Below are 25,687 nucleotides of genomic sequence, written 5' to 3'. Positions count from 1 at the left end.
CCGCCGAACCCGGACACCTGTGCCACCTCCCACCCCGATAGTGCACTGGCCCGCTGACAACGCCGTTAAACCAGGTCCGCGCGGCGGTGGGAGATGGATCACGCCAGGTGGTGCGCCCTGTCCCGCCGCCCTACGCCGGGGTCGTCAGCAGCGGCCGGGCGCGCTCGCGCAGCTCCGCGACGCGCGGCTCGTCCCCGTACGGCTCCAGTCGGTGCAGCAGGTCGCGCACGTACTCGGTGGTCCGCGCCGACGAGATCCGCCCGGCGACCTCCACCGCGCGCGTGCCCGCCGCGCAGGCCGCGTCGAGGTTCCCCGACTCCAGTTCGGCGACGGCGCTCACCACCAGCCGCAGGCCGTGCGAGCGCACGTACTCCTCCGTCGGCCGCGACAGCGCCTGCTCGGTGAAGCGCCGCACCTGGCGGGGGGCCTTCAGGTCGCGGTAGCACTCGGCGGCGTCGGCGGCGAACCGGTCGTACGAGTAGAAGCCGAGCCAGGACGGGTCGGCGTCGCCCTCCCGGGAGCGCTCCAGCCACCCCTCGGCGGCCTTCAGCGCCGCCCCGGCCGCCGCCGCGTCCCCGGCCTTGGCGTGGGCGCGCGCCTCCACCAGCCGGAAGAACGACATCGTGCGGGCCGTGGCCAGTCCGCGGTTGCGCTCCAGGGCCGCCTGCGCCAGGTCGACGCCCTCGTCGGCGAAGCCCCGGTAGGTGGCCTGCAGCGACATCGACGCCAGGACGTACCCGCCGAGCGGCACGTCCGCGGCGGCCCGCGCCAGGCGCAGCGCCTGGATGTAGTACCGCTGGGCGGCCTCCTGCTGGCCGGTGTCGAAGGCCATCCACCCGGCCAGCCGCGTGAGCTCGGCGGTCGCCCCGAACAGGGCCCGCCCCACCTCGTCGGAGTACGAGCCCAGCAGCAGCGGCGCCGCGTCGACGCGCAGGCACTCCGGCACCATCGACGAGCGCCAGTCCCCGCCGCCGTACTTGGAGTCCCAGCGGCGGGCGTCCTCGGCGGCCTCCCGCAGCTTCGCCACGTCGCTGTGGCCCACGCGCGCGTGGCCACCGTCCGGCGGCAGCTCCTCGACCACCGTGACGGACGCGACGGGCCGGGCGGCGGCGGAGGGCACCGGGGCGGAGGGCACCGGGGCGGTGGTCTTCGGGGCGGTGGCGCCCGGGGCCTCCGGGGCCCCCGGCCCCGCGCCGGACGCGGGCGGGGCGGACGGAGTGTCGCCGCGGGTGCCGGGTACGGACCCGGCGCCGGGCGTGCCGGGCGCTGCCGCGGTGCCGGCCGCCGCCGTGGTGCCGGGGGCGGTCGTGCCGGGCTTCGGGGCCGGGCCGTCCGCGCGCGGGACGTGCCGCTCCACCGACGGGTCGGCCGGGGCGATCAGCCACCGCGACGCCGGCACCGCGTACGCGCTCACCGCGAACGAACCCGCCAGGGACTGCCAGATGCCGCCCCCACCCGCCCGCCGACCCGCCAGGTCCAGCCGGTACAGCTCCGTCGCCGACCGCACGGCCTCGCCCACGTCCCGCGGGAAGGCCAACCCCACCTCCGGCGCAGGATCCGCGTCCGCCAGGCCGATCTCGTGCAGCGGCACCGGCCGGCCCAGCTTCTGGCCGATCGCGGCGGCGATCAGATGCGGCGCGGCACCCTGCGGGATCATGCCCTTCGACACCCACCGGGCCACCGACGTCTTGTCGTACCGCAGGGTCAGACCGCGCTGCGCGCCCAGGTCGTTGACGCGCCGGGCCAGGCCGGCGTTACTGATGCCGGCGAGGGCGAGAACGGTGCCGAGCTTCTCGTTCGGTCCGCGTAGCTCCCTGGACATGCGCCACCCCTCGACCCAGACGGCCGCCGCGCTGCCAGGCATAGGCGCGCGGCATTCGTAAACCCAGCGTAGTTCGCCGCATCCCCACCGTTAAGAGGCGGTGTTCCCTATGGCGGGATTGTTGTGCGTACGGGAGGTTGGCGTGCGCCGCGCACCCGCCGCCGTGCCCCCGCCGTGTGGCCGTGCGCCCGTCCGTGCGCTCTGCCCCCTCCCGCCGGGAGAGCGCTTCCATGGTGCCGCGTGGGTCGGCCCGCTGGGCGGGAACCAGCGGGCTGGGGGACACCGTCGCCTCATTCCCCGCGGGCGGCGGACCGGACCGGGGGGCGAGCAGCGCCCCCCGGACCGGACCACGCCGAGGCGAACCGGACCCGGACCGACAGCGCGCGCGGGCACCGGCGGGCACGGAGATTGGCTGAATGATGCCCATCGTCCACGCGGCCCAACCCTCCTGTGGGCGGCCGGACTTGACGAATCCACCGTCAGCCGAAGGGAGTTGACCGCCCCGCACCGACACGTCCCCACCGCTCCGCCAATTGCCAGGGGCGCGTTCCCGTTTGCGTACGCGCCGCCCGGACGACCTCCTGTGCGCCTGTTGTCGTGGCAGCATGTCTGTCATCGGCACCCCTCGTCGCACCAGCCGCGCCCCAGCGGCACACGACGAGCGGACCCGAGTGGCTGAAGATGTCCACAGGCTGTGGAGGCGGCGATGCGCTGGCTGGTGGGGTGGAGCAGTATCGCCGCGAGCTTCGGCACGGTCGGCGCCGTCACCGCCTCCGACGACACCGCCACCATGCAACCCGTCGGCGGCCACCTCCTCTGGGGCGACCCCGACCCCCTCTGGGCCGTCGGCGACTGGCGCCCCGACGAAGTGCGCGTCGTCAGCGTCGCCCCCGACACCCGCCTAGCCGTCCTCGGCTGCTGCGCCGCCACCGACGAGGAACTCAAGGTCGGCCTCTTCGCCGCCCGCGGCGGCGCCCTGCGCCACCTCACCGCCTGGCCCGGCAGCTACACCGCCGTCGTCCAGACCGGCCGCCGCATCACCATCGCCGCCGACCTCGCCGGCGCCCGCCCCGTCTTCCACACCCCCTGGGCCAACGGCACCGCCTACGCCACCGCCGCACTCCCCCTCGCCGACCTCATCGAGGCCCAACTCGACATCGGCCACCTCGCCGCGCTCCTCGCCTGCCCCGAAACCCCCGAAGCGCTCCGCGACTCCACCCCCTACGCCGGCGTCAGACGCGTCCCCCCCGGCCACGCCCTCGTCCTGCGCGAGGGCTCCCGCGAGATCACCGGCTACGAACCCGTCGCCTCCCTCGCCGTCGCCGCGCCCCAACTCGACCCCGACCACGCCGTCGAAGCCGTCCGCGACGCCCTCGTCGAAGCCGTCCGCGCCCGCCTCACCGCCCCCCGCCACGCCCCCGCCACCCCACCGCCCGACCCCGGACCCGTCCCCGGCATGGGCCCCGCCGACCGCCGCGCCGCCCGCGGCCACGCCCCCGCCCCCGGCATCGGCGCCGACCTCTCCGGCGGCAGCGCCTCCAGCACCCTCGCCCTCCTCGCCGCGGGCCTCCCCGGCGTCCCCGGCACCATCACCGGCCACGGCGGCGCCGGCGCCGGCGAACGCCTCCTCGCCGTCACCTTCAACGACCTCACCGCCGGCGCCCGCGAACCCGGCCACACCGCCGAACTCGAACGCGCCCACGCCCTCGCCGAGAACCCCCGCCTCCACCACGTCGTCGTCGCCGCCGACGACGAAGCCCTCCCCTACGCCGACCTCGACATCCCCCTCACCGACGAACCCGGCCCCGCCCTCGTCACCGCGGCCCGCCACCGCCGCCGCCTCGCCGCGGGTAGCGCCGACCACCTCACCGGCCACGGCGCCCGCCAGGTCCTCGACGCCCACCCGGCCCGCCTCGCCGACCTCCTCATGGACCGCAGACGCCGCCACCTGCTGCGCCCCGTCACCGCCCTCGCCCGCGCCAGCGGTCCCACCGCCGGCTCCCTCCTCGTCCCCATCACCGTCTACCGGGCCGCCCGCAGACTCGCCCGCACCCCCTACCGCGCCGGACTCGAAGCCGCCGCAGGCCGCCTCCTCGAAGCCAACCGCGCCCTCGCCACCGGCGACGGCAACCCCGAGGGCCCCCTCGACGCCTCCCTCGCCGCCCTCACCTGGACCCGGCCCGGCCCGGCCGCCCGCTGGCTCACCGGCGAGGCGCTCGCAGAAGTATCGGTTCGCCTCCACCAGGCAGCGACCCGCCCCACCTCCGTCCAACGCCCCGGCGAGGCCCGCGCCCGCGCCGCCCTCGCCCGCCACGCCGCCGACCACCGCGTCCTCGAACAGGCCGCCGAGGTCCGCAGCCAACGCCTGCACGCCCCGTTCTTCGACAACCAGGTCGTCCGCGCCTGCCGCGACCTCCCCGAATCCCTGCGCGTACGCCCCGGCGCCCGCGCCGACGTCCTGCGCGCCGTCCTCGCCGGCACCGGCATCCACGACCTGCCACCCGGCTGGGGCGCCCCCACCCACGCCCCGTCCCAGGCCGCGGTACGCGCCGGGCTCCGCGTCGCCCTCCCGCAGCTCCTCGCCCTCTTCGAGGCCCCGCTCCTCGCCGACGCCGGGCTCATCGAGGCCCGGGTCGTCCGCACCGCCCTGCGCGCCGCCGCCGACGGCGAACCCGTCCCCCTCGACGGCATCGCCGACCTGGTCTCCACCGAGCTGTGGCTCCACCGCCTCGTCGCCCGCCGCGGCACCTGCTGGTCCGGCACCGCCGCGCCCCGCCGCCGCGCGGTCGCCGCGGGCGTGCCGTCCCGCCCGACCCTCCGCTCGTAACCCCTGGCGGGGCGCCGCGGGTGCCCCGGTCGCCGTGGGTGTCCTGGGCGTCGTGGGTGCCCCGGGATGCCCCGGTCCCGGGGGCCGGGCGGCCGTGGCGATGGGCGCGGGGAGACGGGGCGGAGCGGTACGTGACCGGGGCGACCCGGGCGTTGCCGAGGCAGGCGACGGCCGACCGGCGCGCGGCGGTGGTGGCCGGCGGGCCCGGCCGGCGGTGCCTGGCGGGCGGTGGCGCGGGGCGGGTCAACGGCGGTGGATGGCCGGCGGTGGCGCGCGGCGGGTGCCGGCGGTGGTGGCCGGTGGTGCGGGGGCCGGTGTCGGGGCGGTGCCCAGTGACAGCGGACGCCGGTAGCCCCGTACGACACGCGTGCTGCGCGGTACGGCTCCGGGCGCGGCGCCCCGCACAGGGCCGTCGGTGGCGGGCGCCGAGGGTCAGCCCTCAGCCCGGGGTGATCAGGTCCCCGAGCGCCTCCAGGACCAGCAGCCACATCGGCCCCGCCCCGGTGCCGAACGCCGCCGCGAGGGCGTACCCGAGCCCCACTTCGACGGCCCGCACACCGACGCCGTCCCGCCACTCGACGAGGACGGCCCCGTCACCGTCGGAGGTGAACTCGCCGATCGGCTCCCCGCCCCGCAGCAGCCGACTGCCCGCCAACGAGTCGGGCACCAGCCGGTAGACGACCTCCGCGTACGGCACGTCCACCCGGAACGAGTGCCTCGTCAACCGGCCCTTGCCGGGCCGGATCGGCACCGCGGAACCGTCGACGACGAGCGTGAGCGACGCCCCGTCGCGCGTGCCGACGGGAACGTGCTCGTCGATGGCGGAGACGGCCGCGTCCCGGCGGAGCTCGACACGCGGGACGGCGTCGCCGTGGACGACGACGACCCCCGCACCGAGGTCCAGCGAGACGGTGACGGGTCCGAAGAGGTCGTCCTCGACGACCTTGACGCGGACGGCTGGGGCGGCCGGGGCGGCCGGGGTGTCGTGTTCCATGGGGTCCCCCTGGTGCTCACGGTGGTCTGACGGCTGGTCGGGCCGCCGAGCACAGCATGGCGTGTCCGCCGGACGCCCCGCCCCGGGGGTCTCCACGCCCACGCCGCCCCCAGCCCGTCCCAGCCCCTCCCGGGGCCCCCGTCCCGGTCCGTTCCGTCCCGAAGGCCCCGACCCCGGTCCCGTCCCAGCGCGCCCGGAAACCCCCACTCGGCCCGTTCCCCTCGGCGCTCTCGGTCCCTCGGCTTCCGTCGGACGCCGTCAGTCGCCGTCCGCGCAGGTGATGCGGGCGTCCGCCCAGTCGGCGAGCCCGACCGCCCCGAACGGCCTGCTCGGCTCGGTGACGAGCCGGATCGATGTGCGGCCCGCGATACCGACGCGTACCGGCACCGCCGGGTCGCCGCCGTCGACGACGGGGGAGCGCCAGAGCCGCGCCCCGTCCGCGTAGACGGAGAACCGCACGGACCCGAGTCCACTCGTCATGTCGTCGACGCCGACGAATGCCGCGTACGTGGAGCACCGCCGGTTCAGGTCGACCACCACCGAGGAGCGGGGGTGCACCGTGATGCCCTGCTCGTACCAGGTGCCACCGATGGACATGCCGTGACGCTGCCACACCCAGCTGGAGCCGCCCAGCCGCAGTTCGGGCCGTGTGTGGTCACCGAGTACGTCGAAAGCGAGCCGACCCACCCGGTAGGTGGCGGGCGCGGGCGGTGGCACGGGCACGGGCACGGGTGTGGGAACGGGGGAGGCGGCCGGGGGCGTCGACGCCTCCGTCGGGGCAGGGGGCGCGGCGGGCCGGGGTGCGCTGCGGGCGGGTGCCGGAGTCGGCGCCGCCTTGGCCGCGGCCGTCGGTTCGGGCGCGGGAGGGGGCGTCGGCTCGGGCGGGTCCACGGGCCGGGGAGAGGCCGGTGGCTCGGACGCCGGTGACGACACGGGCGGCGTGAGCGTGGGTCGCGGGACGACCGGCTGGGCCACCGGTGGCCGGGCGTCGGGCGCGGAAGCGGGCCGGGGGCCGCCGGACAGTGCCCAGACGAGTCCCGCGGTGGCCGCGACGGCCATGGCGGCGGCGGCCCCGGCCTTGGCGGGAGCGCCCAGTCCTCCGGCGGCCCCCCCGGCCCCCCCACCCCCACCCGCCCCGCCTCCCGTTGCGGTCCCGGCCCAGGCCCCGGCCCCGGCCACGCCCCCATCCGCAGCACCACCCGCACCCGCCCCGGCGCCTGCACCACCCGCCGCAGCACCACCCGCACCACCGGTACCCGCCCCGGCAGCCCCGGCACCCGCACCACCCGCCGCAGCACCACCCGCACCGGCCCCCGCACCCGCCGCCCCGGCCCCGGCCCCGGCGCCGACCGCGCCTCCGGCGACGAGGCCCGCCGCCTCCAGCGAGTAGCCGGCGGCGAACCAGCCGATGACGGCGACGGGCAGCAGCGCCGGAATGCCGGCGTTGACCTGGGCCAGCTCTCCGGCGGCCAGCCGGCAGCGCACACACTCCTCCAGGTGCCGGCGCAGCCCCCGCTCCGCCCGCATGCGCAGGCCGCCCCGGGCGTACGCGCCGAGCCGGTCGGCGTACCGGGCGCAGTCGCCGCCCGTGGTGAGGGCCCGGCTGACGTGCGCCTGGAGGTAGGCCTGCTTCAGCCCCTCGCGGGCGCGACTGGCCAGGACCGCGGTGGCGTTGGGCGTCAGCCCGAACAGGGGTGCCACCTCGCTCGGTGATTCCTCCTCGACGGTCGTGTGCCAGAGCACGGCCTGCCACCGCTCGGGCAGCGAGCGGAACGCCCGCACGGCGAGGGACTGCTCGGCCTCCCGCATGGCCCGGACGTCGGCGCCGAGCTCGTCGGTGCCGGCGGCGGTCAGTTCCGAGGCGCGGGCCGCCTGCGTCGCGAACAGGCCGAAGTCCTCGACGAGCTGCTCGCGCTTGGCGGTCTTCGTCCACGCGGCGGCGACGTGCCGGACGGTCGTCAGCAGGTACGCCCGGACGGCCTGCTCCGGGCCGGCGCCGCGCCGCACGGCCTGGAGGGTACGGGCGAAGACCTCCGCGGTGAGGTCGTCCGCCGTGTGCTGGTCACGGCAGCAGGTGCGCGCGTACCTGCGTACCGCCGCGGAGTGGCGGCGGAACAGCTCCTCGTACGCCGAGTCGTCACCGCCGCGCATGAGCTGGACGAGTTCGGCGTCGGACGGGGGCAGCTCCACCGGTGGCGGCAGGAGGGAGTCGCCGGCCGGCCGCGTGTGGTCGCGGTCCCGCTGCGCGGGGATGCCGTGGCCGCCGTCCGGTGCGCGGTGGCGCGACGCGCGGCCGCCCTGGCTGGGGACCTGTGCGGGGCGCCGTTCGCCGGCCGCTCCGAGGGCGTCACCGCCGAACGGCTCGTCGCGACCGTCACCGTGCAACCCGACCGCCCCCGTACCCCTGCTCAGACCGGAAAACCGTCCCAGCGTGCCACAGCGGGCGGAGGGTGCCGTCGCCCCGAGCGGATCATCCACTCATCCGGGGAGACCTTCCGAACACCCGCACCTGCGGGCGGGTGTTCGGAGTACGCTCGCCCGTTACGCGCGGCGCGAGCGCAGGCCCTCCAGCAGGATCTCGAGGAGCCTCGCGGAGGCGGCGCTCTGCTGGGCGGCGTCCGGCAGGGACGGTGCCGCCGTGGCGATGACGAGCAGCACGTCCGCGACCGTCACGTCCCGGCGCAGCTCGCCGGCTTCCCGGGCGCGGTTGACCAGCCGGCCGACGACCTCCAACAGCTCCGAGACGCCGGCGTCGTCGAGCTCGGCCGCCGGTATCGCGCGCGGCGTGACGACCCGCAGTCCGGGCTGGGGGGAGGCGCCGCGCTGGTGCGGTACGCGGGCGTCCTCCGGCGTGGCCGCGGCGGGCACCTCCTCCACGTCGACGCCCACGCGCAGGACCTGCGGCGGCAGCAGCCTGCCGGCGCCGGAGGCGACGGACGTGCGCAGGAAGCGGGAGAGCGCCGACCAGGGCTCGTCCTCCTGGCCCAGGGCGGTCCTGGCCTGCTCGGTGAGCCGGGCCGTCTCCTCCTGGGCTATGCGGCGGACCAGTACGTCCTTGCTCGGGAAGCGTCGGTAGACCGTCCCGACCCCGACGCGGGCGCGGCGCGCGACGTCCTCCATGGGCGCGCCGTAGCCCAGCTCGCCGAACACCTCGCGCGCCGCGCGCAGGACGTGTTCGAGGTTGCGCTGGGCGTCCACGCGGAGCGGTGCCGGCCGCGCGGTGTGCCCGGAGGCCCCGGCGACGCCGGTCACCCCGACACCGCTGACGGCGCCGGCCCGGCCCGGCACGCCGCCCGGTACCCCGGGTACGCCCGGGACCCCCGACCCGCCGACCCCGCCCGGTCCCGTGGACCCCGCGGGCCCCCCGGCTCCGTTGGTCGCGCCGGTCGCGGTCAGTCCGCCGACGGTGTGCGCGGTCCGCGCCTGCCCATGCGAATCCTGAATGTGCATAGCGTTCCCCCGGTCATTCGATGTCTCCCCCCGGAGACTCCCCGCCTTGACATCCGGGGGACCGGCCCCACCGCGCCCTGGTCTACGCGCGGCGATCCCGACACCCCGATGAGATACGAACATAGTTGAGACGGAGTCAATTCAGAAGGGGTAGTTCCGTCCGGTGCGCCCCTCGATCGGAGCAAGGTGCGGAAGACTCCCGATTGCCGTCCCGCGTGCCGCCCCCGGCGCCCGGTCTGACGTGCGCTTTCCCCCTTCCGCGGGGGTGAAGCGCCACCCCGCGCCTCCCGGCTCCACCGGTCACACAATCCGTCGAGCCTGTGGACAAACACCGGCGCTCGTTGCGTCATGGGATGGTGACGGCTGCTATCTCGCGGGGATCCGCCGAATCCCCGACTCGTGCGCGCGTTCTCGTCGTCGGCGGCGGCTATGTCGGTATGTACACCGCCCTGCACCTGCAGCGGCAGCTCGGGGACGAGCTGAGAAGCGGGGCGGTCGAGGTGGTGGTGGTCTCACCGGACCCGTACATGACGTACCAGCCGTTCCTCCCGGAGGCGGCGGCGGGGAACATCTCGCCCCGGCACGTCGTGGTGCCGCTGCGCCGGGTCCTGGACCGGTGCCGGATCGTCATCGGCGAGGTGGAGTCCCTCGACCACGCCAAGCGCACCGCGACCGTCCGGACCCTCGCCTCGGAGGAGGAGGCGGCCGGTCCGCTGGAGCTGACCTACGACGAGCTGGTCCTCGCGCCGGGTTCCGTCTCGCGCACGCTCCCCGTGCCCGGTCTGGCCGATCACGGCATCGGGTTCAAGACGGTCGAGGAGGCCATCGGCCTGCGCAACCACGTCATCGAGCAGATGGACATCGCCTCCTCCACCCGTGACCCGGCCATCCGGGACGCCGCGCTGACCTTCGTCTTCGTCGGCGGCGGGTACGCCGGCGTGGAGGCGCTGGGGGAGTTGGAGGACATGGCCCGCTACACGGCGCGGTACTACCACAACGTCAAGGCCGAGGACCTGAAGTGGGTGCTGGTCGAGGCGAGCGACCGCATCCTGCCCGAGGTGGGCGAGGAGATGGGCCGGTACACGGTGCGGGAGCTGCGTGCCCGGAACATCGACGTCCGGCTGGGGACGCGCCTGGAGTCGTGCGTGGACCGGGTGGCGGTCCTCAGCGACGGGAGCCGCTTCCCGACGCGCACGGTCGTGTGGACGGCGGGCGTGAAGCCGGCGCCGGTGCTCGCGGCGACCGGGCTGCCGCTGAACGAGCGGGGCCGCCTGCGGTGCACCGCCCACCTGACGGTGGAGGGCGTGGAGCACGCGTGGGCCGCCGGGGACGCCGCGGCCGTCCCGGACGTCACGGCGAAGGCCGCGGGCGCGGACTGCGCGCCGAACGCGCAGCACGCCGTCCGTCAGGCGAAGGTCCTGGCGGAGAACCTCGTGGCGTCGCTGCAGGGCCGGCCGCTGCAGGAGTACGCGCACCGGTACGTGGGGTCCGTGGCGTCGCTCGGGCTGCACAAGGGCGTCGCGCACGTCTACGGGCGGAAGCTGAAGGGCTATCCGGCGTGGTTCATGCACCGCGCCTACCACCTCAGTCGCGTCCCGACGTTCAACCGGAAGGCGCGCGTGCTGGCGGAGTGGACGCTGGCGGGGCTGTTCAAGCGGGAGATCGTGTCGCTGGGTTCGCTCGAGCACCCGCGCGCGGAGTTCGCCCTCGCCGCGGGTCCGCCGCCGCCTCCGGCGGACATGGCCGTCACCTCCGACTCCTCCCCCGACGCCCATGACACGGGTGACGACGGGGACGGGAGAGGCGGCGGGGACCTCGGGGGCCCGGGCCGGACGGGGCCGAACGACCCCACGAACGATTGACGCCCTTGTCAGTGTGTTCGGTCACACTGGACGTGTGACCATAGGTGGGCTCACACCTGCACAGAGTGACTCAGCACGGCAACGACACCACGAGGCATAGAGATCCGTGAACTTCACGCGTTGGAGCGCCCGCTTTCCCGGTACGCAGCGCCGCGCCGCCGCGCGCAGGACCGATCAGACGGGCTCGCCGGGGCAGCGGGGCGAAGGCGCCGTGCCCGCAGCGCGGGGTGAGTACGACCGGCAGGCGGGGACGCCACCCGACGACGCCCCGGTGCCCGCCGACGGGCCCGACGGGGCGGCGGTGCTCGCCGCGTCGGACGGGCGTGCGACGGTACCGGGCGCGCCCCTCCCACGATCCGATGCACCCGACGGCGCGCAGGAGACCGGTGGGACCGGTGGGGCCGGTGGCACTGGTGGTCACGCCGCGCCGCCCGGTGTGCCCGGTGTCCCCGGGCCGCCCGAAGCCTGCGGTACGCCCGCCGCCGGCGGCGTCGCCGCTGCCGGCTCGCCCGCGCAGGCGCCACCCGCCGCGTCCGGCACATCCGCCGCGCCCTCCCCGCTCCCCGCGCCCCCGTCCCTGGAGGACTTCTCCGTGCGGGAGATCCTCAGCCACCTCCCCGGCCTCGTCGCGCTCACCTACGGCACGGAGCACCGCGTCGCGTACGTCAACGACGCCTACGCCGCGGTGTTCGGGCACCGCGCCCCGGGCAGCACGGTCGCCGACGGCTGCCCCGAGCTCACCGACCTGGGCCTCGTACCGCTCATGGACCAGGTGCTGCGCAGTGGCAAGCCGCGGACGGTGAAGTCGCGCCGGACGCAGGGCGGCGGTTCCTTCACGGTCTCGTGCCTCCCCGTCGACGTCCCCGCCCACCACGGTCGGCCGGCGCGCCCGGGCGGCGGGGTCCTGGTGCACGCGGCGGACGTCACGGACCACGCGGAGGCGGCGGAGCGGCTGCGGGCCAGCGAGCGCCGCCACCGAGAGACGGCGGTGACGCTCCAGCGCTCGCTGCTGCCGCAGGAGCTGGAGCAGCCGGACGACCTGCGGGTCGCCGCGACCTACCAGCCGGGCGGCACGGACGCGGCGGTCGGCGGCGACTGGTACGACGTGATCACGCTCGGCGCCGGCCGCACGGCCCTCGTCATCGGGGACGTCATGGGCCGCGGAGTGCGGGCGGCGGCGGTCATGGGGCAGCTGCGGACGGCGGTGCGGGCCTACGCGCGCCTGGACCTGCCGCCGCACGAGGTGCTGCAGCTGCTGGACGGACTGGCCGCGGAGATCGACGCGAGCCAGATCGCCACATGCGTGTACGCGGTCCACGACCCGAACGAGGGCCGCCTGGTCTACGCGTCCGCCGGGCACCTGCCGATCCTGGTGCGGGACGAGGACGGTTCGGTCCGCCGGGCCGACGACCCGACGGGGCCGCCGCTGGGCACGGGCGGGTGGCTGCACACGTCGGGGACGATCGCCCTGCCGCCCGGTTCGACCGCCGTCCTCTACACGGACGGCCTGGTCGAGCGGCGCGGCGAGGACATCGACGAAGGCGTGGCGGGCCTGGAGCGGGCGCTGTCCGGCGCGTCGGGCGCCCCGCAGGTGGTGTGCGACCGGCTGCTGCGCTCCCTGGGGGTGACGGCGGAGCACGACGACGACGTCGCGGTACTGGTCCTCCAACACCCGTCGCGGTCGGGGGCGGACGCGGAGCTGTTCCACAACGCGGCGCTGGACCTGCTGGGCGGGGTGGAGGCGGCTCCCCGCGCACGGGCCTTCGCGTCCGGGGTGCTGTCGAGCTGGCGGTTCCCGGTGGAGCTGCGCGACCTGGGCGTCCTGGCGACGAGCGAGCTGGTGGCGAACTCCCTCCAGCACGGCACGCCCCCGATGCGGCTGCGGCTGCGGCGCACGGACCGGCGCCTGATCATCGAGGTGACCGACGGGGACGACCACCTGCCGCGCCGGCGCCGCGCGGAGACGGAGGACGAGGCGGGCCGCGGCATCTCGATCATCGCCACGATCGCCTCGTCCTGGGGCAGCCGCCGCACGCCGGGCGGCGGGAAGGCCGTGTGGTGCGAGTTCGCCCTGCCCGGCTGACCACCTCGTGGACGCCTCGGCCCCGCCCGGACCCCGTGAGGGCCGCGGGCGGGGCCGAGGGGCGGCGTCCCGTGGTGGCGGTCAGGCGGCCGTGCCGGCGGTGGCCCGCTCCTCCGGAGCGTGCCGGGCGACGACCCGGGACCGCATGCCGTACGGGTGGTCCTGCAGGGCGGTGAGGCTCCGCCCCAGGCGTAGCGCCAGCACGCTGATGCCCAGCGAGAACAGCACGAACGTCACGATGTACGGCCCGTGGAGCGCGGCTCCCATGGGCCCGCCCACCGCCGGCCCGACGGCCAGGGCGAGCTGCTTGACCAGCGCGAACGCCGAGTTGTACTGGCCGACCATCGACTCGGGCGCCAGGTCGGCCACCAGCGGTGCGACGGTCGGCGACAGCATCGCCTCGCCGAGCCCGAAGAGCCCGTAGGTGGTGATGAACGCGGCGGTCGCCATGGCCTGGCTGCCGTGGCCGAGGCCCGCGTACCCGGCGATGAGCCACGCGACGGCCCAGATCAGGCCCACGGCCGCGATGACCCGGCTGCGGCGGCGGCGCTCCACGAACCGCAGCACCAGGAACTGGGCGGCCACGATGACGGCGGTGTTCGCGGCCAGCGCCATGCCGAGGGTCGACGGCTCGATCCCGGCGGCCTCGGTCCCGTACGCGGCGAGGCCCGACTCGAACTGCCCGTAGCAGGCGAAGAAGAGGACGAAGCCGAGGACGCAGAGCTGGACCATCGCCCGGTGCCCGAGCAGGGCGCGCAGCCCGCCCCCGCCCTTGGCGCCGGTGTGACCGGGCCGGGCGTCGGCGATGGCCGGGGTGTGCGGCATGCGGACGGTCGCGGCGATGGCGGCGAGGACGAGGAACATGGCCGCCTCGATGGAGAACAGCAGCAGGAAGCTGCCGGGCCGGCTCTCGTCGACGAGCAGGCCGCCGATGAGGCCGCCGATGCCGAGGCCGAGGTTCTGCAGGAAGAACTGGAGGGCGAAGGCGCGGGTGCGGGCGTCCGGGGCGGAGCTCCAGACGATCATCGTGGCGAGCGCGGGCTGCATCACGGCCGTACCGGCCCCGAGCAGCGCGGCGGCACCGACGACGGCGGTGACGCTGCCGGCGACGCCCATGGCGAGCGCGCCGAGCGCGGCGAGGAGGGCGGCACCGATGAGGACGGGCAGGGGGCCGCGCCGGTCGATGGTCCTGCCCGTGAAGGGCAGCACGGCGAGGGCGGCCATGGCGAAGACGGCCAGCACGGCCCCCGCCGTGGTGGCCCCCAGGTCCCTGACCTGCGCCACGTACACATAGAGATACGGAACGGTGAACCCGAGTCCGAACGCGCTCAGCGCGTTGCCCGCCTGGATCCGGCGCATCGCCGCGCCCCTTGCCTTGGTCACACTCACCCACTTCAACGTCGTAGGACTGAAGCCTGAAGACTTCAATCCTAAAGTTCGATGCTTAACTGTACACAGTGAAGGACTTCGAAGCGAACGCGCGCGTGGGATACTCCTCGACATGCCCGAAGCCCACGTGCCGAGCGTCGAACCGACCCTCGACGAGCAGATCGCCGCCTACCAGCGCGAGTACCGCGACCTCGACCCGCAGGTCGAGCAGGTCGTCTCGGCACTCGGCCGCCTGAACCGCCGCATGACCGTGGCGTACGGACGCCAGCTCGCCGAGCTCGGCATCGGGAACACCGAGTGGGAGGTCCTCAAGACCCTCGTCCTCTCGGGCGCCCCGTACCGGATGGGCCCGAGCCAGCTCGCCAAGCGCCTCGGTCTCACCCCCGCGGCCATGACGCACCGCATCGACCGGATGGCCGGCGAGGGCCTCGTCACCCGGGACCGCGACGAGACGAACCGGGTCCGCGTGATCGTGGAGCTGACGGACGAGGGCCGCGCCAAGTGGCTGGAGTCCATGCGGATGGCGACCACGTTCGAGGAGGAACTGCTGCAGGACCTGTCCGGGGACGAGCGCGGTGTCCTCGGCGAGCTGCTGATCCGCCTCCTGCGCCGCGTGGAGCACGCGCAGCCGGACGCCGAGGGCCGGCTGAAGGACCTCGACTGACCGTACGGACCCCGCCGCGGTGGGGGGTTGACGCGGACTGTGGCAGTCCGTATAGTTCTTCGGGTTGTCGCGGGACCGGAACGGTTCTGCGGCGGCCACTCAGCCGCTGATGCGGCACCCAAACCCAGCACGATTCTTCCCCCGGGATGAATTTCGGCATGCCGTAATTCATCCGGACGCCCCGATTATGAGGCGCCGCGGAAATCCGCTAGAGTTTGGGACGTCGGAACGGCCGAAGGGCCGGAAAGACAACCCCCTCTGACGGGGAATCAGGCCCGAAAGGATCTGATAGAGTCGGAACCGCCGGAAAGGGAAACGCGAAAGCAGAGAACGGCCCGGCAGCCCGCTCCAGCGGGTGGCGGAAACGAGAAATCGGATCTGCTAGACTGGAAACACGAAAGACCGAAGGGAAGCGCCCGGAGGAAAGCCCGAGAGGGTGAGTACAAAGGAAGCGTCCGTTCCTTGAGAACTCAACAGCGTGCCAAAAATCAACGCCAGATTAGTTGATACCCCGTCTCCATCACGGAGATGAGGTTCCTTTGTAGAAAACACAGCGAGGATGCTGTGAACCGCGGGGGACTATTCCTCCCCCCGGTTCCGCTCAACGCGAGTGTCGACCCGATCACGGGTAAGCATTCACGGAGAGTTTGATCCTGGCTCAGGACGAACGCTGGCGGCGTGCTTAACACATGCAAGTCGAACGATGAACCCACTTCGGTGGGGGATTAGTGGCGAACGGGTGAGTAACACGTGGGCAATCTGCCCTTCACTCTGGGACAAGCCCTGGAAACGGGGTCTAATACCGGATACGACCACTTCAGGCATCTGATGGTGGTGGAAAGCTCCGGCGGTGAAGGATGAGCCCGCGGCCTATCAGCTTGTTGGTGGGGTAATGGCCCACCAAGGCGACGACGGGTAGCCGGCCTGAGAGGGCGACCGGCCACACTGGGACTGAGACACGGCCCAGACTCCTACGGGAGGCAGCAGTGGGGAATATTGCACAATGGGCGAAAGCCTGATGCAGCGACGCCGCGTGAGGGATGACGGCCTTCGGGTTGTAAACCTCTTTCAGCAGGGAAGAAGCGAAAGTGACGGTACCTGCAGAAGAAGCGCCGGCTAACTACGTGCCAGCAGCCGCGGTAATACGTAGGGCGCAAGCGTTGTCCGGAATTATTGGGCGTAAAGAGCTCGTAGGCGGCTTGTCACGTCGGATGTGAAAGCCCGGGGCTTAACCCCGGGTCTGCATTCGATACGGGCAGGCTAGAGTGTGGTAGGGGAGATCGGAATTCCTGGTGTAGCGGTGAAATGCGCAGATATCAGGAGGAACACCGGTGGCGAAGGCGGATCTCTGGGCCATTACTGACGCTGAGGAGCGAAAGCGTGGGGAGCGAACAGGATTAGATACCCTGGTAGTCCACGCCGTAAACGTTGGGAACTAGGTGTTGGCGACATTCCACGTCGTCGGTGCCGCAGCTAACGCATTAAGTTCCCCGCCTGGGGAGTACGGCCGCAAGGCTAAAACTCAAAGGAATTGACGGGGGCCCGCACAAGCAGCGGAGCATGTGGCTTAATTCGACGCAACGCGAAGAACCTTACCAAGGCTTGACATATACCGGAAACATCTAGAGATAGGTGCCCCTTGTGGTCGGTATACAGGTGGTGCATGGCTGTCGTCAGCTCGTGTCGTGAGATGTTGGGTTAAGTCCCGCAACGAGCGCAACCCTTGTTCTGTGTTGCCAGCATGCCCTTCGGGGTGATGGGGACTCACAGGAGACTGCCGGGGTCAACTCGGAGGAAGGTGGGGACGACGTCAAGTCATCATGCCCCTTATGTCTTGGGCTGCACACGTGCTACAATGGCCGGTACAAAGAGCTGCGAAGCCGTGAGGCGGAGCGAATCTCAAAAAGCCGGTCTCAGTTCGGATTGGGGTCTGCAACTCGACCCCATGAAGTCGGAGTTGCTAGTAATCGCAGATCAGCATTGCTGCGGTGAATACGTTCCCGGGCCTTGTACACACCGCCCGTCACGTCACGAAAGTCGGTAACACCCGAAGCCGGTGGCCCAACCCCTTGTGGGAGGGAGCTGTCGAAGGTGGGACTGGCGATTGGGACGAAGTCGTAACAAGGTAGCCGTACCGGAAGGTGCGGCTGGATCACCTCCTTTCTAAGGAGCACTTCTCACCAGTTTCGGCTGGTCAGAGGCCAGTACATCGGCGTACGTCCGATGCTGGTTGCTCAAGGGTGGAACGTTGATTATTCGGCACACTCGGTTCTCTTCCTGTCAGTACTGCTTCGGCGTGGAACACAGAGGAGGGGTCGAGGGTGTCGGGCACGCTGTTGGGTGTCTGAGGGTGCGAGCGTTGCTCGCCCTTCTGCGATGCCGCCCCAGTGCACTCCGGATGTTGTCCGGGGGTGATGGGTGGCTGGTCGTTGCTTGAGAACTGCACAGTGGACGCGAGCATCTGTGGCCAAGTTTTTAAGGGCGCACGGTGGATGCCTTGGCACCAGGAACCGATGAAGGACGTGGGAGGCCACGATAGTCCCCGGGGAGCCGTCAACCAGGCTTTGATCCGGGGTTTCCGAATGGGGAAACCCGGCAGTCGTCATGGGCTGTCACCCGCTGCTGAACACATAGGCAGTGTGGAGGGAACGAGGGGAAGTGAAACATCTCAGTACCCTCAGGAAGAGAAAACAACCGTGATTCCGGGAGTAGTGGCGAGCGAAACCGGATGAGGCCAAACCGTATGCGTGTGATACCCGGCAGGGGTTGCGCATGCGGGGTTGTGGGATCTCTCTTTCACAGTCTGCCGGCTGTGAGACGAGTCAGAAACCGTATGGATAGGCGAAGGACATGCGAAAGGTCCGGCGTAGAGGGTAAGACCCCCGTAGCTGAAATTCATGCGGCTCGTTTGAGAGACACCCAAGTAGCACGGGGCCCGAGAAATCCCGTGTGAATCTGGCGGGACCACCCGTTAAGCCTAAATATTCCCTGGTGACCGATAGCGGATAGTACCGTGAGGGAATGGTGAAAAGTACCGCGGGAGCGGAGTGAAATAGTACCTGAAACCGTGTGCCTACAAGCCGTGGGAGCGTCGGATGCAAGCTTGCTTGTATCTCGTGACTGCGTGCCTTTTGAAGAATGAGCCTGCGAGTTTGCGGTGTGTTGCGAGGTTAACCCGTGTGGGGAAGCCGTAGCGAAAGCGAGTCCGAACAGGGCGATTCAGTAGCGCGCTCAAGACCCGAAGCGGAGTGATCTAGCCATGGGCAGGTTGAAGCGGAGGTAAGACTTCGTGGAGGACCGAACCCACCAGGGTTGAAAACCTGGGGGATGACCTGTGGTTAGGGGTGAAAGGCCAATCAAACTCCGTGATAGCTGGTTCTCCCCGAAATGCATTTAGGTGCAGCGTCGTGTGTTTCTTGCCGGAGGTAGAGCACTGGATAGGCGATGGGCCCTACCGGGTTACTGACCTTAGCCAAACTCCGAATGCCGGTAAGTGAGAGCGCGGCAGTGAGACTGTGGGGGATAAGCTCCATGGTCGAGAGGGAAACAGCCCAGAGCATCGACTAAGGCCCCTAAGCGTACGCTAAGTGGGAAAGGATGTGGAGTCGCAGAGACAACCAGGAGGTTGGCTTAGAAGCAGCCACCCTTGAAAGAGTGCGTAATAGCTCACTGGTCAAGTGATTCCGCGCCGACAATGTAGCGGGGCTCAAGCGTACCGCCGAAGTCGTGTCATTGCAGTACATACCCCCAACGGGGACTGTGATGGGTAGGGGAGCGTCGTGTGCCGGGTGAAGCAGCCGCGGAAGCGAGTTGTGGACGGTTCACGAGTGAGAATGCAGGCATGAGTAGCGATACACACGTGAGAAACGTGTGCGCCGATTGACTAAGGGTTCCTGGGTCAAGCTGATCTGCCCAGGGTAAGTCGGGACCTAAGGCGAGGCCGACAGGCGTAGTCGATGGACAACCGGTTGATATTCCGGTACCCGCTTTGAAACGCCCAATATCGAACCAGGCGATGCTAAGTCCGTGAAGCCGCCCTGGAGCCTTCGGGCAAGGGGAGTGGTGGAGCCGACGGACCAGACCTGTAGTAGGTAAGCGATGGGGTGACGCAGGAAGGTAGTCCAGCCCGGGCGGTGGTTGTCCCGGGGTAAGGGTGTAGGCCGTGTGATAGGCAAATCCGTCACACATTGAGGCTGAGACCTGATGCCGAGCCGATTGTGGTGAAGTGGATGATCCTATGCTGTCGAGAAAAGCCTCTAGCGAGTTTCATGGCGGCCCGTACCCTAAACCGACTCAGGTGGTCAGGTAGAGAATACCGAGGCGTTCGGGTGAACTATGGTTAAGGAACTCGGCAAAATGCCCCCGTAACTTCGGGAGAAGGGGGGCCATCACTGGTGAGAGCACGTGCTGCTCGAGCTGGGGGTGGCCGCAGAGACCAGCGAGAAGCGACTGTTTACTAAAAACACAGGTCCGTGCGAAGCCGTAAGGCGATGTATACGGACTGACGCCTGCCCGGTGCTGGAACGTTAAGGGGACCGGTTAGCTCCATTTCGGTGGGGCGAAGCTGAGAACTTAAGCGCCAGTAAACGGCGGTGGTAACTATAACCATCCTAAGGTAGCGAAATTCCTTGTCGGGTAAGTTCCGACCTGCACGAATGGCGTAACGACTTCTCGACTGTCTCAACCATAGGCCCGGTGAAATTGCACTACGAGTAAAGATGCTCGTTTCGCGCAGCAGGACGGAAAGACCCCGGGACCTTTACTACAGTTTGATATTGGTGTTCGGTTCGGCTTGTGTAGGATAGGTGGGAGACTGTGAAGCTTGGACGCCAGTTCAGGTGGAGTCGCCGTTGAAATACCACTCTGGTCGTGCTGGATGTCTAACCTGGGTCCGTGATCCGGATCAGGGACAGTGTCTGATGGGTAGTTTAACTGGGGCGGTTGCCTCCTAAAGGGTAACGGAGGCGCCCAAAGGTTCCCTCAGCCTGGTTGGCAATCAGGTGTTGAGTGTAAGTGCACAAGGGAGCTTGACTGTGAGACCGACGGGTCGAGCAGGGACGAAAGTCGGGACTAGTGATCCGGCGGTGGCTTGTGGAAGCGCCGTCGCTCAACGGATAAAAGGTACCCCGGGGATAACAGGCTGATCTTCCCCAAGAGTCCATATCGACGGGATGGTTTGGCACCTCGATGTCGGCTCGTCGCATCCTGGGGCTGGAGTCGGTCCCAAGGGTTGGGCTGTTCGCCCATTAAAGCGGTACGCGAGCTGGGTTTAGAACGTCGTGAGACAGTTCGGTCCCTATCCGCTGTGCGCGTAGGAATATTGAGAAGGGCTGTCCCTAGTACGAGAGGACCGGGACGGACGAACCTCTGGTGTGCCAGTTGTCCTGCCAAGGGCATGGCTGGTTGGCTACGTTCGGGAGGGATAACCGCTGAAAGCATCTAAGCGGGAAGCCTGCTTCGAGATGAGTATTCCCACCTCCTTGAGAGGGTAAGGCTCCCAGTAGACGACTGGGTTGATAGGCCGGATATGGAAGCCCAGTAATGGGTGGAGTTGACCGGTACTAATAGGCCGAGGGCTTGTCCTCAGTTGCTCGCGTCCACTGTGTTAGTTCTGAAGTAACGAACTCCCAATCTGCCGGTTGGTTGTAGGTCGATATCTTCATAGTGTTTCGGTGGTCATAGCGTTAGGGAAACGCCCGGTTACATTTCGAACCCGGAAGCTAAGCCTTTCAGCGCCGATGGTACTGCAGGGGGGACCCTGTGGGAGAGTAGGACACCGCCGAACAATTTGTTGGGGAAGCCCCGCACCGTATGGTGCGGGGCTTTCCGTATTTCCGGGCTCCTTTTTTCCGCGCGACAGCCGGCCGAACCGGGAAGGGTCGACTCGAAGGGTCGGCTTAAAGGGCCGACCCCGGGGCGTTCCTTCAGGACGGCTGGACGAGGCGGGTGTCGTACGCCAGGATCACCGCCTGCACTCGGTCCCGGGAACCCGTCTTCGCCAGGATCCGGCCCACGTGCGTCTTCACCGTGGACTCGGCCAGGTGGAACCGTTCGGCGATCTCCGTGTTCGTCCACCCCTGGGCGATCACCGCGAGGATCTCCCGCTCCCGCTCCGTCAGGGCCGCCAGGCGCCGATCGGGCAGCGGCGCCGCCCCCGGCACCGGTGGAAGGTGCTGCGCGTACGCGTCCAGCAGCCGCCGCGTCAGCCGCGGCGCCACCACCGCGTCCCCCGACGCCACCGCCCGCACCCCCGACAACACCTCCTCCGGCTGCGCGTCCTTCAGCAGGAAACCGCTCGCGCCCGCGCGCAGACCCGCGTACGCGTACTCGTCCAGGTCGAACGTCGTCAGGATCAGCACACGGGTACGACCGCCCGACGCCACGATGCGGCGCGTCGCCTCGATGCCGTCCATCCCCGGCATGCGGACGTCCATCAAGGCCACGTCCGGCCGCAGTTCGGCGGCCAACCGGACGGCCTCGCCGCCCGTGCCCGCCTCGCCCGCCACCGACAGGTCATCCTGGCTCTCCAGGAGCATGCGGAACCCGAACCGCTGCAACGGCTGGTCGTCGACGATGAGCACCGTGGTCACGAGAGGGAGTCCTTCGGGAGATGGAGACGCACCCGCCACCCACCCGCGGGGGCGGGCAGCGGGCCGGCGTCGAGAGTTCCGTCGTACAGGGCCGCGCGCTCGCGCATGCCCGTCAGACCGCGGCCGGGCGGCGGCGTCCCCAGCACCGGACGGCCCGTGTCCGTGACGGTGACCGCGACCCCGCCCCGACCACCGGTCCCGCCGTCGGACCCGCTACCGGTCCCGACGTCGGACCCACCGCGCGCGCCGTCGGCGCGCCCTTCACCAGGGCCGTCCTCGTACGAGACGTCCACGGTCGCCGTCGCCCCCGGGCCCGCGTGCTTCAGCGTGTTCGTCAGGGCCTCCTGCACCACGCGGAACACCGTCAACTGAGGGCCGGCGGGCAGCGGTACCGGCCGGCCGCGGACCGCGAACCGTACCGGCAGGCCCGCCGCCCTCACCCCGTCCACCAGCTGGTCCAGGTCGGCCAGGGCCGGCTGCGGGGTGAGCTCGGCGGGCGCGGCCGCCGGCTCGTCCACCGGTTCGTCACGCAGCACCCCCAGCAGGCGGCGCAGCTCGGTCAGGGCCTGGCGACTCGTCGAAGCGATGGCGTCGAGGGCCTGCCCCGCCCGCTCCGGCGACCTGGTCGCCGCGTAACGGCCGCCGTCCGCCAAGCCCGTGATGACGGAGAGGTTGTGCCCGATGATGTCGTGCATCTCCCGGGCGATCCGGGCCCGTTCCGCCGCGGCCGCCAGCCGGGCCTGCTGGTCGCGCTCCACCTCCAGCTGCCGGGCCCGCTCCACGAGTGAGGCCGTGTACTCCTGGCGGGTGCGCACGAGCAGACCGCCCAACGCGACCAGGGCGAACGCCCACATCGGTGCCAGGACCAGCTGGTCCCAGCCGGCGCGCGGGAAGCGGTACGCGCCCACCAGCAGCGGCCCGAGCAGCAGGGCCGCCGCCCACCACAGGCGGCGCAGCGGAAGGCGCAGCGCGACGTTGAAGACGACGACGTGCTGGATCATCGCCGCCTGGAGCAGGGCTCCCGTCCAGTTGCTGACGAACGCCGCCGGGGCCATCACGGCGAGCACGGCGAGCGGATGCCGGCGCCGCCACAGCAGCGGCACCGACAGGGCCAGGCTCATCGCGAACACGAGGGGCGTGGGGACGTCCGGGGCGGCGGCGATGTTGCGCCAGCCGCCGTTGGCGTCCGTGAGCGCGGCGACGACGAAGAAGCCGGTCAGCAGCGTGTCCCACAGCAGCGGGTGGCACCGGTCGAGGCCGCGGACCCGGTGGAGCACCGACTGCACGAAGGCCGTCAGGGACCCCGTGGCGGACGGTTGTCGGCTCATGTGGTCATCCTCGTACGGAACCGGTCACACGTCCCGGTGTTTCAGGGACACCGCGGCTGCTGCCAGGGCCGCCGCCGCCCACAGGACCAGGGCGAGGAGGGCGGCGCCGGGGGAGGCCGCGCCCGGGAGGGGGTTGGAGGAGCCGAGGGCGCCCGCCGCCTGGGTGGGGAAGTGGCGCAGAGCGGTCTCCGCGGCCTCGTAGGGGAGGGAGCCGAGGATCTCCGGGACGATGACGACGCCGCCGATGAACGCGCCGAGGGCGCCCGGTACCGAGCGGAGCAGCGCGCCGAGAGCCAGGGCGATCAGTGCGACCAGGGTGATGCCGGCGGAGCTGCCGACGAGGGCGAGTAGGACGCCGTCGTCCAGGAGGGACGCCCTCTTGTCGGTGTCCGCGAGGAGCGGTTGTGCGGCCGGGAAGGCGACGAGGGCGGTGGCGAGGCTGAGGGTGAAGGCCGTCGCGGCGAAGACGGCGGCCTTCGCCCACAGGACGGGCAGGCGGGTCGGGACGGCGGTGAGGGTCGCGCGGATCGAGCCGGACGCGTACTCGCCGGCGGTGACGAGGATGCCGAGGACCGCGAGGCAGATCTGGGAGAGCATCGTGCCCATGAGGACGAGGACGACCGGGTCGATGTCGGAGTCGCCGCCTCCGGAGGTGTAGGTGCCGCCCATGACGAGGGCGACGGTGACGACGAGGGCGCCGGCGGTGGCGGCGGTGACGCGGGTCGAGCGCAGCGAGCGGATCTTGTGCCACTCGGCGCGTACGACACGGGCCGGGGTGACGCCGTACGGGGCGGGGGCGGTGGTGGGCGTGGAGGTGGCGGGGGCGGGGGCGGTGGTCACGCGGTGGCTCCCTGGTACTCGACGGCGTCCTGGGTGAGGTCCATGAACGCCTGCTCCAGGGAGGCGTCCTGCGGGGTGAGTTCGTACAGCGGGATGGCGTGGTCGGCGGCGGCGCGGCCGATGTGGGGGGCGTCCGCGCCGCGGACGTCGAGGGTGTCGGGGGCGGTGGTGGTGATCTCGGCGCGGGGGTGTGCCGCGCGCAGGGCCCGGTGGAGGTCCGCGGCGCGCGGGGTGACGACACGGACGCCACCCGTGCCGGCGCGGCGCAGGAGGTCGGTGACGCTGGTGTCGGCGAGGAGACGGCCGCGGCCGATGACGACCAGGTGGTCGGCGGTGAGGGCCGTCTCCGACATGAGGTGGGACGAGACGAGGACGGTGCGGCCCTCGGCGGCCAGGGACTTGAGGAGGGTGCGGATCCACAGGACGCCCTCGGGGTCGAGGCCGTTGACGGGTTCGTCGAGGACGAGGGTCGAGGGGTCGCCGAGGAGGGCGGAGGCGATGCCCAGGCGCTGGCCCATGCCGAGGCTGAAACCCTTGACGCGGCGGTCGGCGACGTCGGTGAGGCCGGCCAGCTCCAGCACCTCGTCGACCCTGCGGCGGGGCAGGCCGTGGGTGAGGGCCAGGGCGTGGAGGTGGTCGCGGGCGGTGTGCCCCGGGTGGACGGCGCGCGCCTCCAGCAGGGCGCCGACCTGGGTGAGCGGCGCCCGGTGCGCGGCGTAGGGGCGGCCGTTGACGGTGGCGTGCCCGCTGGTGGGGGCGTCGAGGCCGAGGATCATGCGCAGGGTGGTGGACTTGCCGGCGCCGTTGGGCCCGAGGAAGCCGGTGACGGTGCCGGGGTGGACGGTGAAGGAGAGGCCGTGGACGACGGTTCGGTCGCCGTACCTCTTGGTCAGTTCGTGAGCCCGGAGCATGTCGCCGACGCTACGGAGCGGGGCGGCGCGGAGCGTCCGACCGTGGTGGGGACCGGTGGCGGCGGGGTGGTACCGGGGTACGACTCCGGCCGGTCCGGGGCTCGGGGCGGGTGCGGGGCCCGGGCCCGGCGGGAGGGTGCGGTCCGTGGTCCGCGGTGGAGTTCGGGCGCGGAACCGGGGCGTGGGCGGTGTGTGCTGACGGGCGGGGTGGGGCGGGGCGGTCGGGGTGCGGGTTATCCGGTTGCCGGTGGTCGGGGGCGGTCGGGAGGATCGGGAGATGACCTATGCGGTGCGGCCCGTGCGGGCCGAGGAGTGGCGTGAGGCGCGGGAGTTGCGGTTGGCCTCCCTGCGGGACCCGCTGGCGCACCTGGCGTTCCTGGACACCTACGAGGAGGCCGCCGCGCGGCCGGACGCGCACTGGCGGGGGCGGACCGAGCGCGCCGCGGCCGGGGCCGGGGCGCGGCAGTTCGTGGCCGTCGGGCCCGACGGGCGGTGGGTCGGGACGGTGACCGCGCTGCTGGAGCGGCAGGGCGGCGACGTGCTGCTCGGGGAGCCGGCGGAGGTGGACCAGACGCACCTCGTCGGGGTCTACGTACGGCCCGGGGCGCGGGGCAGCGGGGTGGCGGAGGCGCTGATGCGGGCGGCCGTCCGGTGGTCGTGGTCGCTGCGCGAGCCGGTGGTGCGCCGGGTGCGGCTGTACGTGCACGAGCGGAACGCGCGGGCCGCGGCGCTGTACCGGAAGGCCGGCTTCCGGCCAAGCGGCGCGATCATCTCGCTGGAGCGCGGACCCGAGCCGGGGGAGGCGGGTGCGGTGGAGGTCGAGTACGAGCTGCTGCGGTCCGGCGCGTCCGCGGACGTGGCGGAGGGGGCCGGCGCCGGCGCGTAGGCGGGGCTCCGGTGGGCCGGGCAGGGCGGTGGCCGGGCAGG

At 71.7% G+C, this 25,687-nt stretch carries 14 protein-coding genes and 3 rRNA genes; 8 read left to right on the top strand and 9 right to left on the bottom strand.

The genetic code is table 11. The annotated features are described in order from the left end of the window. Window positions 1–130: 130 nt before the first annotated feature. The gene (locus NRO40_RS14025) at window positions 131–1,822 is read right to left on the bottom strand and encodes a hypothetical protein (protein ID WP_058942902.1); all 1,692 of its coding nucleotides are present in this window, start codon (window positions 1,820–1,822) and stop codon (window positions 131–133) included. Window positions 1,823–2,528: 706 nt separating this feature from the next. Here NRO40_RS14025 and NRO40_RS14020 point away from each other — a divergent pair. Continuing rightward, window positions 2,529–4,649, top strand: a complete 2,121-nt coding sequence (locus tag NRO40_RS14020) for an asparagine synthase-related protein (RefSeq protein ID WP_107115122.1) — start codon at window positions 2,529–2,531, stop codon at window positions 4,647–4,649. A gap of 439 nt (window positions 4,650–5,088) precedes the next feature. On the opposite strand, the gene NRO40_RS14015 is transcribed toward NRO40_RS14020, so the two are convergent. The 3 genes from NRO40_RS14015 to NRO40_RS14005 all read right to left on the bottom strand — a co-directional run bounded on the left by NRO40_RS14015 (window position 5,089) and on the right by NRO40_RS14005 (window position 9,093). Then, window positions 5,089–5,643 carry a hypothetical protein gene (locus NRO40_RS14015; RefSeq protein WP_058942873.1) on the bottom strand — a complete coding sequence of 185 codons (555 nt, stop codon included), beginning with the start codon at window positions 5,641–5,643 and terminating at the stop codon, window positions 5,089–5,091. Window positions 5,644–5,901: 258 nt separating this feature from the next. Next, window positions 5,902–8,028 carry a sigma-70 family RNA polymerase sigma factor gene (locus NRO40_RS14010; RefSeq protein WP_408057003.1) on the bottom strand — a complete coding sequence of 709 codons (2,127 nt, stop codon included), beginning with the start codon at window positions 8,026–8,028 and terminating at the stop codon, window positions 5,902–5,904. 156 nt (window positions 8,029–8,184) lie between these two features. Next, window positions 8,185–9,093, bottom strand: a complete 909-nt coding sequence (locus tag NRO40_RS14005) for a TetR/AcrR family transcriptional regulator (RefSeq protein WP_306674869.1) — start codon at window positions 9,091–9,093, stop codon at window positions 8,185–8,187. Between the two features lie 353 nt (window positions 9,094–9,446). On the opposite strand from NRO40_RS14005, the gene NRO40_RS14000 reads away from it, so the two are divergent. Both NRO40_RS14000 and NRO40_RS13995 read left to right on the top strand, forming a co-directional pair. After that, window positions 9,447–10,955 carry an NAD(P)/FAD-dependent oxidoreductase gene (locus NRO40_RS14000; protein ID WP_079047162.1) on the top strand — a complete coding sequence of 503 codons (1,509 nt, stop codon included), beginning with the start codon at window positions 9,447–9,449 and terminating at the stop codon, window positions 10,953–10,955. Window positions 10,956–11,061: 106 nt separating this feature from the next. After that, window positions 11,062–13,038, top strand: a complete 1,977-nt coding sequence (locus tag NRO40_RS13995) for an ATP-binding SpoIIE family protein phosphatase (RefSeq protein ID WP_198549368.1) — start codon at window positions 11,062–11,064, stop codon at window positions 13,036–13,038. A gap of 81 nt (window positions 13,039–13,119) precedes the next feature. Here NRO40_RS13995 and NRO40_RS13990 read toward each other — a convergent pair whose 3' ends face one another. Continuing rightward, window positions 13,120–14,397: an MFS transporter gene (locus NRO40_RS13990; RefSeq protein ID WP_058942872.1), complete on the bottom strand. Its 1,278-nt coding sequence runs from the start codon at window positions 14,395–14,397 to the stop codon at window positions 13,120–13,122. A 142-nt stretch (window positions 14,398–14,539) separates the two neighbouring features. Here NRO40_RS13990 and NRO40_RS13985 point away from each other — a divergent pair, with 142 nt between their 5' ends. The 4 genes from NRO40_RS13985 (at window position 14,540) to rrf (ending at window position 20,876) form a co-directional block, all read left to right on the top strand. Then, entirely contained in the window at window positions 14,540–15,091 is a 552-nt protein-coding gene (locus tag NRO40_RS13985; protein WP_058942871.1) for a MarR family winged helix-turn-helix transcriptional regulator, read from the top strand. 635 nt (window positions 15,092–15,726) lie between these two features. Further along, window positions 15,727–17,254: ribosomal RNA gene (locus NRO40_RS13980) — 16S ribosomal RNA — on the top strand. Between the two features lie 302 nt (window positions 17,255–17,556). After that, window positions 17,557–20,676: ribosomal RNA gene (locus NRO40_RS13975) — 23S ribosomal RNA — on the top strand. Window positions 20,677–20,759: 83 nt separating this feature from the next. Further along, window positions 20,760–20,876, top strand: a 5S ribosomal RNA gene (rrf, locus tag NRO40_RS13970). The 16S, 23S and 5S rRNA genes sit together here, the layout of an rRNA operon. A 139-nt stretch (window positions 20,877–21,015) precedes the next feature. Here the strand turns inward: rrf and NRO40_RS13965 are convergent. From NRO40_RS13965 to NRO40_RS13950, 4 genes are read right to left on the bottom strand one after another with little or no spacing between them, the layout of a single operon-like run. Continuing rightward, a complete protein-coding gene (locus NRO40_RS13965) occupies window positions 21,016–21,681 on the bottom strand; it encodes a response regulator (protein WP_058943044.1) in 666 nt (221 codons plus the stop codon). After that, window positions 21,678–23,009 carry a sensor histidine kinase gene (locus tag NRO40_RS13960; RefSeq protein WP_058943043.1) on the bottom strand — a complete coding sequence of 444 codons (1,332 nt, stop codon included), beginning with the start codon at window positions 23,007–23,009 and terminating at the stop codon, window positions 21,678–21,680. The genes NRO40_RS13965 and NRO40_RS13960 overlap by 4 nt, the downstream gene beginning before the upstream one ends. A 24-nt stretch (window positions 23,010–23,033) precedes the next feature. Then, window positions 23,034–23,849, bottom strand: coding sequence for an ABC transporter permease (locus NRO40_RS13955; protein WP_058943042.1), 816 nt, complete (start codon window positions 23,847–23,849; stop codon window positions 23,034–23,036). After that, a complete protein-coding gene (locus tag NRO40_RS13950; protein WP_058943041.1) occupies window positions 23,846–24,760 on the bottom strand; it encodes an ABC transporter ATP-binding protein in 915 nt (304 codons plus the stop codon). The genes NRO40_RS13955 and NRO40_RS13950 overlap by 4 nt, the downstream gene beginning before the upstream one ends. A 277-nt stretch (window positions 24,761–25,037) precedes the next feature. On the opposite strand from NRO40_RS13950, the gene NRO40_RS13945 reads away from it, so the two are divergent. Beyond that, on the top strand, window positions 25,038–25,646 hold the full coding sequence (locus NRO40_RS13945; RefSeq protein ID WP_058943040.1) for a GNAT family N-acetyltransferase: 609 nt from the start codon (window positions 25,038–25,040) through the stop codon (window positions 25,644–25,646). Window positions 25,647–25,687: the final 41 nt, after the last annotated feature.

The sequence above is a fragment of the Streptomyces changanensis genome (assembly GCF_024600715.1).
In the GTDB taxonomy this organism is placed as follows: Bacteria; Actinomycetota; Actinomycetes; order Streptomycetales; family Streptomycetaceae; genus Streptomyces; species Streptomyces changanensis.
This window is presented reverse-complemented; position numbering and strand designations above follow the sequence as displayed.